Source organism: Amycolatopsis sp. NPDC059027, assembly GCF_042739735.1.
In the GTDB taxonomy this organism is placed as follows: Bacteria; Actinomycetota; Actinomycetes; order Mycobacteriales; family Pseudonocardiaceae; genus Amycolatopsis.
The window spans coordinates 73,241-86,290 of the sequence record NZ_JBHYIK010000009.1 but is presented as its reverse complement, the minus strand read 5'-3'; the positions used below and the strand labels follow the sequence as shown (position 1 = coordinate 86,290).

Sequence of the window (13,050 nt, the reverse complement as noted above, 5' to 3'; positions counted from 1 at the left end):
CCCCGTCAGTGTGCTGATCTTGGACGCTAGCGACTGATGGGCTGGCGTTGCCCGGGCCCCGCCTCGTCGCCCGGTCGCGCGACGAGGCGGGGTTCGTCCACTGTGGACACCGGGCTCTGCCGGACTCAGGCCGCGCTCACCGGGAAGCGCAGTTCGAAGATCGCGCCGCCCTCGTCGGCGTTGTACACCGACAACGTGCCGCCGTGTGATTCGGCGACCCAGCGCACAATGGACAGTCCCAGTCCCGACGACCCGCCGGTGCTGGTGAAGCGGTCGAAGGCGTCTTCGGTCAGGGTGGTGTCGATGCCCGGCCCGTGGTCGGCGACGGTCACCGTGCCCCCGGCGACGGTGACGTGCACGATCGCGGGCGCGCCCGGCTGCCGCCCGTACCGCAGGGCGTTGTTCAGGAGGTTGCCGATCGCGCGCTGCACCAGCGCCGGATCGGCGTTCACCTTGGTCGGCGCGGCGGTGACGGTGACCTGCGCGCCGTCCGGCTCGGTGTCCTCGACGACGCCGACCACCAGCTGGTCCAGCCACACCGGCTGGATGCTCAGCTGTTCCACGCCCGCCGCGAGCCGGGCCCGCACCAGCAGATCGTCGATGATGCCGCCCATCCTGGCGGCCAGCCGGACCGTGCGGGGCAGCAGATCGGCGCGCTGGTCCGGATGCGCCATCGCGGTCTCGGCGAGCGCGCGCAAGGCGGCCACCGGCGTGCGCAGGTCGTGCGCGGTCTCCGCCAGCAGCACCTCCTGCTGTTGCAACGCCGCCGCCGCGGGCCGGATCGACCGCCCGGACAGCAGGTGTCCCGCGAACCCGAGCGCGCCGACGAGCAGGACACAGCTGCCGACCACGAGCAGCACGAACCGGGTGTGGTCCGCCGCGACGGGCCGGGTGTCGGCGACCGCGACCACCGCGGCGAACGGCTTGCCCGTCCGGTTGAGCAGCGGTTCCGCCCGGAACTGGACCAACTCGCCGCCCGAGCCCTGCTGGTAGCCGGTCACGACTTTGCGGCCGCGCACGGCGTCGGTGGCGAGCCCGTCGAGCACCCGGACGTCCATCGGCACGCACGTCCGCTGGGACACGTGCGGATCGAACCCGGCCGCGCCGCCGGGCAGGATCGCGAACTGCGGGCACTGCCGGTTCAGCACGTCGGGTTTGACAAGGTCGAAGCCGATGGTGCCGTCGAAGCTGACCAGCCTGCTGACCGACGAGGTGACGCGGAGCAGGTCGGCGTCCATCTTCTCGGTGCCCTGCTTGCTGTCCTCGCTGATCATGAACCAGGCGAACGCGATCAGCCCGACGGCGTTGATCACGGTGAACAGCGCGGTCAGGGCCCAGCGCAGCCTGCGCAGCCCGTCGGCCGAGGAGCGGCTCACAGCGCGCCGAGCCGGTACCCGAGGCCGCGCACGGCGTGGATCAGCTCCGGTTCCCGCAGCTTGCGGCGCAACCGCTTCACGACCGCGTCGACCACATTGGACATCGGATCGGTCTGGCTGTCCCAGCAGTGCTCGATCAGATCCGCCCGCGCCACGGTGTGCCCCGCCCGCACGAGCAGGTACTCCAGCACCGCGAACTCCTTGTTCGACAGGGTGAGCAGCACCCCGGCCCGGCGCACCTCGCGGCGCGCGCAGTCCATCACCAGGTCGTCGTGCCGCAGCATCGACGGCCGGTCGGCACCGGCGCGGCGGCACAGGTTGAGCACGCGTTCGGTCAGCTCGGCCATCGCGAACGGCTTGACCAGGTAGTCGTCGCCGCCGTGCTCGAACCCGGCGACCCGGTCGGCCAGCGCGTCGCGCGCGGTGAGGAACAGCACCGGGGTCCGCCAGCCGTGCCCGCGTCGCGTGTGGACGTACCCGATGGCGTCCCCGTCGGGCAGCATCCGGTCGAACACCACGCAGTCGTAGTGCCCGGCGCCCAGCGCCCGGTCCGCGCCCACGATGTCGCCTTCGGCGCCGACGTCGAGACCGGCCGCCCGCAGTTGCGCGGTCAGGGCGACCCGCAGATTCTCGTCGTCCTCGACGACCAAGACCGTTGTCATCAAAACCTCATGTGCGCGGAGAGAAGGTGGGCGCATGCTCGGCAACGCTAACGCGTCGGCGAGCGTAGACCATCGGATCCGCGAGATCTGGCATGAACAGGCCGTCGCCGTGGCGGCGGCGGGAAGTGAGGGGATGCGCCATGAACCAGCCGAGCAGGCTCAGCCTCGTCGAGAGCATCGCACCGGCGCCGGGACCCGGCGTACCGGGTGGACAGGCCGGATGGGACGGGCTCGTGGCGTCGGCGGTCAGCGAGGTGCTGATCATGAGCGCCGACGCGAACTCCGGGCCGATCGGCGAGTTCCGCCGGATCGCCCACGCGAACCTGCGCGCCGGGGTGCGCTGCCGGGCGTTGTTCCCGGACTCGGCGCGGTTGTCGAGCACGCTGAGCGGGCTGTCGCTCGCCGGGGCGCAGGTGCGGACCGACGCCGAGGTCCCGATGGAGGCGCTGGTGATCGACCGCCGGTCGGTGGTGCTGCCGGTGGACCGGACCGGCAGCGGGAACCAGACGGGCGTCGCGGTGTTCCGGCTGCCCGGCGTGGTCACCGCGACGGCAGGGCTGTTCGAGCGGATCTGGCAGGCCGCGGTGCCGCTCGCGCCGACCGAGCTGCCGGACCCCGACGAGCAGATGCTGACCGACCGGGAGCGGGACCTGCTGGCCCTGCTGTGTTCCGGCAGCACCGACGAGTCGGCCGCGGCGCAGCTGGGCATCTCGGTCCGCACGGTGGGCCGGATGGTCGCCGACATCATGAACCGGCTCGGCGCGCGCAGCCGCTTCCAGGCCGGCGCGAAGGCGGTCGACCGCGGCTGGCTGATGGCCAAGGCGGGCTGATGGACCTCGCATCCGGCCGGACGCTGGTGGTCGCGGACCAGCCCGGCGCCTACCCGACGATCGGCGACGCGCTGGCCGACGCGCCGGACGGCGCCGTCGTCACCATCGCCGAGGGCACCTACCACGAGGTCTTCGAACTCGTCGCCCGCCGCGTGACACTGACCGCGGCGGACGGCGCGAAGGTGCTCGTCGACGGCCGCGGCGCGGACCGGCCGGTGTTCGAGGCCAGGGGCGGTTCCCTTGCCCTGCACGGGATCGAGCTGCGTGCCGGGGACGCGCCCGCGGTCGCCGTGCACGACGTCGCGTTCACCGCGCGCGACTGCGTCGTCGTCGGCGGGCGGGGCCCGGCGATCGACATCCGGGGGATGGCGGGCTTCGAGGTGTCCGGCTGTGTGATCACCACCGGCGAACAGGGCGTCCTCATCGAGGGCGCGTCCGGCACGCTGGAGAACACCACCGTCGAGGACGTGTCCGGCGACGGCGTCGTCGTCGGGATGGCGGCCGATCCGGTGCTCCGGAACTGCGTGGTGACCGGCTGCGGGCTGCGCGGGGTGTACGTCTACCAGTACGGCAGGCCGGTCATCGAGCGGTGCGAGATCACGCGCACCGGCCACGAGGGCATCGCGGTGGCCCACCACGGGACGCCGGAGCTGCGCGACTGCACGGTCCGCGACACGCGAGGCGCCGGGATCGCGTTCGCTTCCGGCTGCGGGGGCAGCGTTTCCGCGTGCCGGGTGGAGAACACCGCCGAGCCGGGCATCGCGATCGCCGAAGGGGCCACCACGACCGTGGCGGGCGGCGCGGACCCGGCGAGCGCCGGCGGCCAGGAACTGGACGAGCTGCTCGCCGAGCTGGACGCGATGATCGGCCTGCCGGGGGTGAAGGCCGAGGTCCGCTCGCTGATCGACGAGCTGCAGGTCAACGAATGGCGCCGCCGGGCAGGGCTGCCCGTGGGGTCCACCGGGCACCACCTGATCTTCGCCGGGGCGCCCGGTACCGGGAAGACGACGGTGGCGCGGATCTACGGCAAGCTGCTGAAGGCACTGGGGGTGTTGCCGCGCGGCCAGTTCCGCGAGGTGTCCCGGCGCGATCTGGTCGGCCAGTACATCGGGCACACCGCGGAGAAGACCGCGGTGGTGTTCGAGGAATCCCGGGGCGGGGTGCTGTTCATCGACGAGGCCTACACGCTGTCCCGCTCGGCGGGCTCGGGTGGTGACTTCGGGCAGGAGGCGATCGACACGCTGGTCAAGCTGATGGAGGACCAGCGCGACGAGGTGGCGGTGATCGCGGCGGGCTACACCGGGGAGATGGCGGACTTCCTTTCGGCCAACCCCGGTCTCGCGTCCCGGTTCGGCAAGACGATCGAGTTCGCGAACTACACCCCGGACGAGTTGCTGGGCATCGTCGGCCGGATGGTGGCAGCCGGGGACTACGAGCTGGACCGGGCCGCCGACCCGGTGCTGACCGGGTTCTTCGAGCGGATCGTCGGCGAGGCGAACTTCGGCAACGCGCGCGACGCGCGCCGGCTGTTCGAAGGCGTGCGCAAGGCGCAGTCGCAGCGGTTGCGGCAGCTCGGCCGGGTCCCGACCGTCGCGGAACTGCGCACTCTGGTCGTCGCCGACGTGGTGGCCGCGGCCGCACGCTAACGTGCGCGTGTGCGGGTGCTGGTGACCGAGGACGACGACAACTTGCGGGTGGCGCTCGACGCCGCCCTGCGCGGCGCTGGGCTCGCGGTGGACACCGCGGCCGATCTGCCCGCGGCCGACGAGGCGCTGTTCGTGAACGCCTACGACTGCGCGGTGTTCGACCGGATGCTGCCTTCCGGCGACGCGCTGTGGTACGTGCATCGGCGGCGGAACGCGGGCTGGGGTGTGCCGGTGCTGTTCCTGACCGCGCGCGACAGCGTGGCCGACCGGATCGACGGGCTGCGGCTGGGCGGGGGCGACTACCTGGTCAAGCCGTTCGCCATGCCGGAGCTGGTGGCCAGGGTGCGCAGCCTGTGCCGCGGCGGCACGGGCGGGCCGCCGCCGACGATGGTGCTCCGCTGCGCGGACGTCGAACTGGACGGTGGCAGGCACCAGGTGACCAGGGCCGGGGTGCTGCTCACCTTGACCCGTAAGGAATACCTGGTCCTGGAACGGCTGATGCGGGCCGCCGGACGGCCGGTGTCGCGCACCGAGCTGATCTCGTACGCCTGGGACGAGGCGGCGGATCCCGCGTCGAACGTCCTGGACGTCGTGATCGCCCGGTTGCGGCGCAAGCTCCGTGATCCGGTGCTGATCCACACCGTGCGCGGCATCGGCTACCAGATGAGCTGAGCTCGCTCAGGTCACCGTCGGCCGGTTCGCGTACTCCGGGCGTTCCCATGCCCGCGCCGCGATGGCTTCTTCCATTGCGTCGACGGCGTTCCCGACGTCCGCGTGGCGCAGGTACAGCGGGGCGAACCCGAAGCGCATGGTGTCCGGCGCGCGGAAGTCGCCGAGCACCCCGCGATCGGCGAGCGCGCGGACGATGCCGTAGCTGTGTTCGTGGCGCAGCGCGACATGGCTGCCGCGCCGCTCGTCCCGCGGCGTCACGACTTCGACCCCGGCATCGCCGAGCCGGGATTCGACGAGGTCCATGAAAAGCCCCGTCAGCGCGAGGCTCTTGCTGCGCACCTGGCCGAGATCGACGTCCTGCCACAGCCGGAGGCTGGCTTCCAGTGGCGCGTAGGAGAGGATCTGCGGCGTGCTCGTCCGGAAGCGGTCGATCCCGTCGGCGGGTTCGTAGCCGACGGTGAACGCGAACGGCGCGCGATGCCCGTGCCAGCCGGAAAGCGGCTGCCGCGCGGTGTCCTGGTGCCGCCGGGCGACGTACACGAACGCGGGCGATCCCGGGCCGCCGTTGAGGTACTTGTACGTGCACCCGACCGCGAAGTCCGCCCCGGCCGCGTCGAGTTCGACGGGCAGGGCACCGACGCTGTGGCAGAGGTCCCAGACGACCAGCGCACCGCACTCCTGCGCCTGGCGGGTCGCCTCGGCGAGGTCGGCCAGCGCGCTCGTGCGGTAGTCGACATGGCTCAGCACCACCACCGCGACGTCGCTGTCCAGCGCGCCCGCGAGGTCCGGCGCGTCGCGGCCGATCAGCCGTAGCTGCTTGCCTTCCTGCGTGCCGAGTGCCCCTTCGATCATGTAGAGGTCGGTGGGGAAGGCGTGGGCTTCGGCCACCACGACACCGCGCCCAGGCCGCAGCGCGAGCGCGGCGAAGAGCACCTTGTACAGGTTGAGCGACGTCGTGTCGCAGACGACGACCTGGCCGGGCGCGGCGCCGATCAGCGGGGCGACCAGTTCGCCCGCGGTGCGGGGTTTGTCGAACCAGCCCGCCGTGTTCCAGCTGCCGACGAGCCCGTCGCCCCACTCCTCGTCGACGACCTCGGTGACCCGCGTCCTCGCCGCCTCCGGCAGCGCGCCGAGGGAGTTGCCGACCAGGTAGACGACGTCGCTGGGGAGCCGGAACCGGTCCCGGAACGCGGCGAGCGGGTCGGCCGCGTCGAGTGCGGCCAGCGAGTCGTCGGTGATGGTCATGCGATCCTCTCGGACGGGAGCGTGTCTCCGGTATACGCCACGGTCAGTCCAGTTCCCTGGCGCGGGTCTCCTCGCGGGCGTCCACCAGCAACCGCACGAAGTCGGTGCCGCCGGTGCCCTTCGCCGTCCCGGACCGCTCGAACCGGCCGATGTACCGGCCGGTCAGCCCGATGTGCTGGGCCCGCAGCTCGCTCACCGCGCGCACGCAGGCGTTGTAGGCGTCCGTCAACTGTGGACGGTCACGACGGCGCGCGGCGTAGCCGTGCACCGACGGTCCCGCTTCGAGGTCGGTGAGGAACCGGCGGTGGGGGACCGGCATGTGCTCGCGCATCCCGCGCAGGAACACCCCGGTCCGCTCGTGCGGGTGCGGGATGCCCAGCCCGGCGTCGAAGGCCTGGATGAGGGAACTCTGCGCGGCGCTCGCGCCGGTCATCGTCCGCGGCTCGTCCCAGACACCTTCGTAGACGACACCCGGGGCGGCCCAGCCGGCGAGGAACGGGCGGACCCGGTGGTAGAAGACGTGCGGATCACACCACTTCTCCATGGCGAGGAACGCGCCGGTGGTGGTGGCGATGATCGGTTCGAGCGCGCGCAGCGCCGCGGTGAGGCGGTCCGCGTCGTCGGCCGCGACAGCGTGCTGTGCCGCGAGGAGCAGCGGCAGCGCGGGCGCCCCGGCGAGTTCGACCCCGACGGTGGCCAGGTAGAACCACTTCTCGTCGACACCGCCGAGGAAGGTCACCTGCGTGTCGATGTTGGTCAGGCTCAGCGGTTCGTCCGGCGCGAGCCGCCGCCAGTTGTTGACCACGGCGGAGTAGTGCGCGAGGACCGGCGGGCGGCCGAGCGCCTCGGCCAGCGTGCACCACGGAACGGCCAGCGCCGCCGGAAAGCGTTCGGCGGCACGGGATTCCGCCCACATGTACGCGTTGCCGAGGCACGACAGCAGGAGGAACGCGCGTTCGCGCTCGCCGGGGCTGTCGAGGTCGTCGGGCGAGAGCTGCGGCAGGGCGTCGACCGTGTCCCGCAGCCTGCCGGTCATGATCAGGGGGCCGAGGTCGCGGGCGATCCGTTCCCACGGCCGGTAGCGCGGCGCGAGCGCGGGCACCGGATCGGTGCCGGGGACGAACCCGCGTTCGGCGTCGATGTCGTAGGACGCGAGGTCCCGCCCGACGGGCCGCGTGATCGTCTCGGTCATCGCCGGTCCTTTCCTGGTCGTCATCCGTCGTCCACCCCAGCATCTCCGCCGCGCCGCCGCCGGGGGAACGGGTACCGGCACACTCTCGGCCGATGTGGCAGTGTGATCGGCACAGCCCGGTCCGGATGCTGGGAAACCGCTGGCCGGGCCCGAAACGAGGAGAGACGTGTCCACACCGCGCGACGTCGCAGCGCATCCGACCGCGGCCGAAATCGTCGACGCGCTGGGCCGCTCGGTGCTCCGGCTCGTCGTGGACGGGGGCGGCGGACGGGCGATCCGCGAGGTGGCCATCCACGATCCCGCCGGCCCGTCCCGGCCGGGCAGCCTGCTGCTGGCCCCCGGTGTCACCGCGGACGACCTGCCGGAACTGCTCGCCGCGGTGGCCTCGGCCGGGCATCCCGCGATCGTCTGCCGGGCCCCGGTCCCGGCGGGCGACGCGCTGCTCCGGGCGGCCCGCGAGCACGGCACGACGGTGCTCGAACTCGCGGCGGGCGCCGACTGGACCCGGCTGGCGGACGACGTGCGCGCTGTGGCCACCGCGTGGTCGCCCGCCCGGCCGGACACCGCGGACGGGCCGCCCGCCGACGACCTGTTCGCCTTGCTGGACGCGGCTTCCGTGCTGCTGGACGCGCCGATCGTGCTGGAGGACACCGCGCTCGCGGTGCTCGCGTGGTCGGGCAGGCAGGACGAGGCCGATCAGGAACGGGTGACCGGGATCCTCGAACGGCGTGCGCCCGGCTGGCTCGTCGACGCGCTGGAGGCCCGTGGCGATTTCGCGCGCCTGGCCGCGTCGGACGAGCCGTTGTTCCTCGGGCCCGCGTCGTCGCACGCGAAGCCGAGGATGGCGGTCGCCGTCCGCTTCGGCGGCGAACTCCTCGGCTACCTCTGGGCGACGACGACCGGGGAACCGTTCGGTCCCGAACGCAGCGCCGACTTCACCGCCGTCGCCGGTGCGGTCGCGGCCTTTCTGCGCAGGCACGGCAAGGGGGAGCGGCCCGCCACGACCGATCTGGTCTCCGCGCTCCTGCACGGTGCCGACCCGGACGACGCCGCCCAGCGGCTCGGTGTCCGGACCGCGAAGCTGACGGTCCTGGTGGCGCGGTCGGCGGCCGCGGTCGAGCCGGACGAGTCCTGGGCCGAACGCCGCCGCGTGCTCGACCCGCTGACACTGCACCTGGCGATCGGTCATCCCCGCGCGGTCACCACGTTCGACGGCAACGCCGCCTGCGCGCTGCTGCCCTGGCCGTCCTCGATGACCGCGGCCGCCGCGCTCGCCGGGACGAAACGGCTCGCCGAAGGATTCGCGCGCCGGGCGGGGCGGGATGGCGACCTCGTGCTGGCCATCGGGAGCGTCGCGTCCTCACCCGACGAGGTGGCGGCCGCGAAGGAGGAGGCCGACCTCGTGCTGCGCACGCTGGCGGACCATCCGTCCGCGCCAGGGATCGCCACGTTCACCGACATCCAGGCGACGTTCGCGCTGTCGGCGTCCGCGCGGGCGCTGGCCCGCGCCGGGCATCGCCTGCGCGGCCCGGTCGACGTGCTCGCCGGGCACGACGCCGGACAGCGCACGGAACTCGTGCCGACACTCCGGGCCTACCTGGATCTTTTCGGGGACGTGAAACGCGCGGCGGACCGTGTTCACGTACACCCCAACACCTTCCGGAACCGGCTGCGCCGCATCCACGAACTCACCGGCTTCGACGTCACGGACCCGGAGACGCGCTTTCTCGCCGAACTCGAGTTCCGTCTCCGGGACCTGCGGCCGCGTTGAGCCTTCCCGGCAACGGAATCTTTACTTTTGCGCCCCCGCGCGTTAGACATGGACAGGTATTGGTCCAAACCATTCATGATGTAGTTTTTCAGGAAGGTCACCGCATGAAACTCACCTGGGGGCGCGCGCGGAGGGCCGCGATCGCGCTCGGCGCTGCCGTGGCGACGGCGTTGTCGCTGGCACCGGCGGCCGCGAGCGCGGACGCGCAGGCTGACGCCGAAGCGGCGTCGCGCAAGCCGGTGCTCGAAGCGTTCTGGGGCGGTTCCCCCTCGGCCGATCAGGTGCCGTGGGAGATGGTCAACACCATCAGCTACTTCTTCGCGTCGCCGGCGGGCGGCCACTGCGACAAGCCGAACGACAAGCAGCGCAAGGACATCCTGAGCCTGCAGGCGGTGAAACGCGCCCATCCCGGGCTGACCGTGCTGGTCTCCATCGGGGGCTGGGCCGCGCCGGGCTTCAGCGCGGGTGCCGCGACGGCCGAAAGCCGCCGCGCGTTCGTGTCCTCGTGCGTCGACAACTGGGTGCGCTCGTTCCCGGCCGGCCTGGTGGACGGCCTCGATGTCGACTGGGAGTTCCCGGTGTACGGCGGTCTGCCCGAGATCGGTTCTTCGCCGGCGGACAAGGAAAACCTGAACCATCTGCTGGTCGAGTTCCGGCAGCAGATGAACCGCTACGCCCGCGAGGCGGGGCGGCGTCAGGCCATGAAGCTCTCGATCGACATCCCGGCCGGCCGCCGCCAGGACGACGGCACCGGCAAGAACGTCGGCGCCCCGTACGACCAGTCGAAGAGCTTCGACCTCAAGACCATCGGCGGGCTCGTGGACATCTTCAACCTGATGACCTACGACCTGTGCACGGGCTACGCGACGGTCTCGTGCTTCAACGACCCGCTGGTGAAGCGCCCGGACGATCCCAATGACCGGTACAACAACGACACCGGCGCGCTGGAGTACATGAAGGCGCACGGGGTGCCGGAGCACAAGATCGTGCTGGGCGTGCCGTTCTACGGCCGCTCGTTCACCGTCACCTCGGACGCGAACGGTGGTCTGTACCAGCCCTACACCGCCACCGAGTTCCTCAACTACAAGGACCTGGTCGGTCCGAAGTGGATCGGCAACCCCGACTTCGTCCAGGGCTGGGACCCGGTCGTCCGCTCGCCCTACCTGTGGAACGCGAAGACGAAGACCTGGGTCAACTACGCGAACCCGCGCTCGATCCAGGACCGGTCCCGGTTCGCCAGGAACAACGGCCTCAAGGGCATGATGATGTGGGAGATCGGCCTCGACGACCCGCAGCACAGCCTGCTGGCCGCGATGACCGGCCCCTGGCTCGACCGCTAGTCCCCCATCACGCGAGTTCTCCGTTCAATCACGCGAGTTACGCCCCTGATCACGCGAGTTCCGCGCTCGATCACGCGAGGGCCGGGGTCCGCCGGATGGCGGGCCCCGGCCCTCGCCCATTCGCACCAACCGAAGCCGAAACCCCGGCGCCACCGCGCGAGCCCGCCGCCCGAGACGTCCACTGTGGACGTTTCGGCACGGTGCGACGAACGTCGTGTCCTCGCCCGTTTTGCGACCTTCGTCGGTACCGTCCCGGCTTCCGGGGGAGTGATGCTTTTTCCCGCTCCGTTTCCCCCGTGCGGCCTTTTCGCCGCGGAATCGAGATGGAAAAATGCGTCTGATCAGACTCGGGCTCGCCGTGGCCGGTGCTGCCCTCGCTCTCGCCGGAGTCGCCACCCCGGTCGCCGCCGCGGCGAGCGACCCCGCCGCCATGGAGCCGATGATCATCGGCGGCAGCCGGGCCACCAGTGGCCCCTGGGCCGCCCGGCTGTTCGTCAACGGCAGGCAGACCTGCACGTCGACCATCATCGCGCCGCAGTACATCCTGACCGCCAAGCACTGCGTGGCCGGTTCCGGGACCTACACGTTCCGGATCGGCAGCCTCGACCAGACCTCCGGCGGAACCATGGCCACCGGCTCCACCATCACCCGGAGCCCCTCGGCCGACCTCGCGATCGTGAAGCTGACCAGCTCGGTGAGCGCCACCTACTCGCCGCTCGGCCAGTCCTCCGACGTGCGGGTCGGGCAGTCCGTCCAGGTGTACGGCTGGGGTGCCACCAGCCGCTGCGGCCAGGAGATCAACTGCCAGTCGCAGTATCTCAAGTACGCCAACGTAAGCGTCACGTCGGTCTCGTGCTCCGACTACGCCGGCGGTGTGGCGGTCTGCGCCCGCCGCGGTGACGGCATCACCGCGGGCGGCGACTCCGGCGGCCCGATGTTCGCCTCCGGCAAGCAGGTCGGCGTCGCGTCCACCAGCGACCGCTCCTCCACCACCGCCTACACCAACATCACCCGCTACCGCGACTGGATCCGGTCCGTCGCGGGCGTGTGATTCTCAGCCGCCGGTCCGTGAAGGCCTCCTTACCGGCGCTCAACGCGGGTAAGGAGGCCTTCATGGCATTTAGCCTCCACAGTGGACGGACGTGGCGAACGGGCCGCTATCGCCGAAGGCCGCGTCGGCGAAACGTTCCCCGATCCGGCGGTGAGTGGCGGTGTCCGGGTGGAGCCGGTCCGGTAGCGGCAGCTCGGCGGAGTCCGCTTCGCCGTACAGCGTGAGCCCGTCGAGGTGGTGCAGGTTCGGATCGTCGGCCACCCGATCCCCGACGACGCGGGCGAGTTCGTCGCGGATGAGGGTGAGCGTCAGCCGTCCGGACCGGTCGCCGGGATCGCCGGTGGCCCGGAAGACGAGCCTCTCGCCGTCGAAGTCCGGGGCACCGGGGCCGGGCGTGTTCTCGTGGATGGGACACAGGATCGGGGACACGACCAGCAGCGGCGTGGCCGGGTGCCCGTCCCGGATCGTGTCGAGGAAACCGTGGACGGCGGGGGCGAACGCGCGCGGGCGCAGCAGATCGGCGTTGACCAGGTTGATGCCGATCTTGAGGCTGATCAGGTCCGCGGGCGCGTCCCGGATGGCCCGCGCGGTGAACGGATCGAGCAGCGCGTTGCCCCGCAGGCTCAGGTTGACCAGGTCCACGCCGGCGCGGGCGGCGGCGACCGAGGGCCAGGCAGCGGTCGGGCCGTCGGCGTTGGCACCGTGACTGATCGAACTGCCGTGGTGCAACCAGATCCGGCGGCCGCGATCCGGAGCCTGCTCGACCGGCGCGTCGGTGCGCAGCGCGATCAGCTCGGTGATCTCGTTGTGCGGCAACCAGATCTCGACGTCCTTCAGATGATCCGGCAGTCCGGCGAACCGAGCCGTTCCAGGCTCCCCGGGACGGGTGACCGCGGACCGGGTGGCCATGTCGAGGACGTGGACGTTGCCACCGGGCACCTTCGTCAGGCCCGCCGGACGGCCGTCGACGAGCAGTTCGTACCGGCCCTCCGGCGGCGCGGGCATCCCCTGGTAGCTGGTCTTGGTGGGCAGCACGTCCAGTTCCACGGTCGTGGCCCTGGTGCGGAAGACCAGCCGCACGCCGGACGGCTGGGCCTCCACCATCGCCAGGTAGGCGTCGGGAAAGCGCTTCCTCGCCGACGCGGGCAGCCGATGCGGCAGCACGCCGTGGTGGGGGGGGGGGCCGGGGGGGGGCCCCCCCCCCCGGGCCCCCCCGGGGGGGGGGGGGGGGGGGGCCGGGCGGGGGGGGCCCGGGGGCGGGCGCG

The 13,050-nt window shown here is 72.0% G+C and carries 10 protein-coding genes and 1 pseudogene; 6 read left to right on the top strand and 5 right to left on the bottom strand.

Annotation, left to right across the window (positions count from 1 at the left end; translation table 11 throughout):
• Positions 1-125: 125 nt before the first annotated feature.
• Positions 126-1,376 (bottom strand): sensor histidine kinase, encoded by a 1,251-nt coding sequence (locus ACFWY9_RS08695; RefSeq protein WP_378338551.1) that lies wholly within the window; start codon positions 1,374-1,376, stop codon positions 126-128.
• Complete coding sequence (locus ACFWY9_RS08690) at positions 1,373-2,038, bottom strand: response regulator transcription factor (protein WP_378325512.1); 666 nt, start codon at positions 2,036-2,038, stop codon at positions 1,373-1,375. Before ACFWY9_RS08690 ends, ACFWY9_RS08695 begins: the two co-directional genes overlap by 4 nt.
• Positions 2,039-2,178: 140 nt before the next feature.
• On the opposite strand from ACFWY9_RS08690, the gene ACFWY9_RS08685 reads away from it, so the two are divergent.
• The 3 genes from ACFWY9_RS08685 to ACFWY9_RS08675 are packed head-to-tail and all read left to right on the top strand — an operon-like array spanning position 2,179 to position 5,186.
• Positions 2,179-2,868 carry a LuxR C-terminal-related transcriptional regulator gene (locus tag ACFWY9_RS08685; protein WP_378325513.1) on the top strand — a complete coding sequence of 230 codons (690 nt, stop codon included), beginning with the start codon at positions 2,179-2,181 and terminating at the stop codon, positions 2,866-2,868.
• Positions 2,868-4,514: a right-handed parallel beta-helix repeat-containing protein gene (locus tag ACFWY9_RS08680; RefSeq protein ID WP_378338550.1), complete on the top strand. Its 1,647-nt coding sequence runs from the start codon at positions 2,868-2,870 to the stop codon at positions 4,512-4,514. The genes ACFWY9_RS08685 and ACFWY9_RS08680 overlap by 1 nt, the downstream gene beginning before the upstream one ends.
• Positions 4,515-4,523: 9 nt before the next feature.
• Positions 4,524-5,186, top strand: a complete 663-nt coding sequence (locus ACFWY9_RS08675; RefSeq protein ID WP_378325515.1) for a winged helix-turn-helix domain-containing protein — start codon at positions 4,524-4,526, stop codon at positions 5,184-5,186.
• 6 nt (positions 5,187-5,192) lie between these two features.
• Here ACFWY9_RS08675 and kynU read toward each other — a convergent pair whose 3' ends face one another.
• Entirely contained in the window at positions 5,193-6,431 is a 1,239-nt protein-coding gene (kynU, locus tag ACFWY9_RS08670) for a kynureninase (protein WP_378338549.1), read from the bottom strand.
• A gap of 43 nt (positions 6,432-6,474) precedes the next feature.
• Positions 6,475-7,623: a hypothetical protein gene (locus tag ACFWY9_RS08665; RefSeq protein WP_378325518.1), complete on the bottom strand. Its 1,149-nt coding sequence runs from the start codon at positions 7,621-7,623 to the stop codon at positions 6,475-6,477.
• 166 nt (positions 7,624-7,789) lie between these two features.
• On the opposite strand from ACFWY9_RS08665, the gene ACFWY9_RS08660 reads away from it, so the two are divergent.
• The 3 genes from ACFWY9_RS08660 (at position 7,790) to ACFWY9_RS08650 (ending at position 11,785) form a co-directional block, all read left to right on the top strand.
• The gene (locus ACFWY9_RS08660; protein ID WP_378338548.1) at positions 7,790-9,394 is read left to right on the top strand and encodes a helix-turn-helix domain-containing protein; all 1,605 of its coding nucleotides are present in this window, start codon (positions 7,790-7,792) and stop codon (positions 9,392-9,394) included.
• 104 nt (positions 9,395-9,498) lie between these two features.
• Entirely contained in the window at positions 9,499-10,734 is a 1,236-nt protein-coding gene (locus ACFWY9_RS08655; RefSeq protein ID WP_378338547.1) for a glycoside hydrolase family 18 protein, read from the top strand.
• Positions 10,735-11,065: 331 nt separating this feature from the next.
• Entirely contained in the window at positions 11,066-11,785 is a 720-nt protein-coding gene (locus ACFWY9_RS08650; protein WP_378325522.1) for a S1 family peptidase, read from the top strand.
• A gap of 69 nt (positions 11,786-11,854) precedes the next feature.
• On the opposite strand, the pseudogene ACFWY9_RS08645 reads toward ACFWY9_RS08650, so the two are convergent.
• Positions 11,855-12,955, bottom strand: a pseudogene (locus ACFWY9_RS08645) (GDSL-type esterase/lipase family protein); the annotation flags it as partial.
• Between the last annotated feature and the right edge of the window lie 95 nt (positions 12,956-13,050).

Coding starts and splice junctions, on each gene's coding strand:
- ACFWY9_RS08690 (WP_378325512.1), bottom strand. CDS start 2,038: ATGACAACGGTCTTGGTCGTCGAGGACGACGAGAATCTGCGGGTCGCC.
- ACFWY9_RS08685 (WP_378325513.1), top strand. CDS start 2,179: ATGAACCAGCCGAGCAGGCTCAGCCTCGTCGAGAGCATCGCACCGGCG.
- ACFWY9_RS08680 (WP_378338550.1), top strand. CDS start 2,868: ATGGACCTCGCATCCGGCCGGACGCTGGTGGTCGCGGACCAGCCCGGC.
- kynU (WP_378338549.1), bottom strand. CDS start 6,431: ATGACCATCACCGACGACTCGCTGGCCGCACTCGACGCGGCCGACCCG.
- ACFWY9_RS08665 (WP_378325518.1), bottom strand. CDS start 7,623: ATGACCGAGACGATCACGCGGCCCGTCGGGCGGGACCTCGCGTCCTAC.
- ACFWY9_RS08655 (WP_378338547.1), top strand. CDS start 9,499: ATGAAACTCACCTGGGGGCGCGCGCGGAGGGCCGCGATCGCGCTCGGC.
- ACFWY9_RS08650 (WP_378325522.1), top strand. CDS start 11,066: ATGCGTCTGATCAGACTCGGGCTCGCCGTGGCCGGTGCTGCCCTCGCT.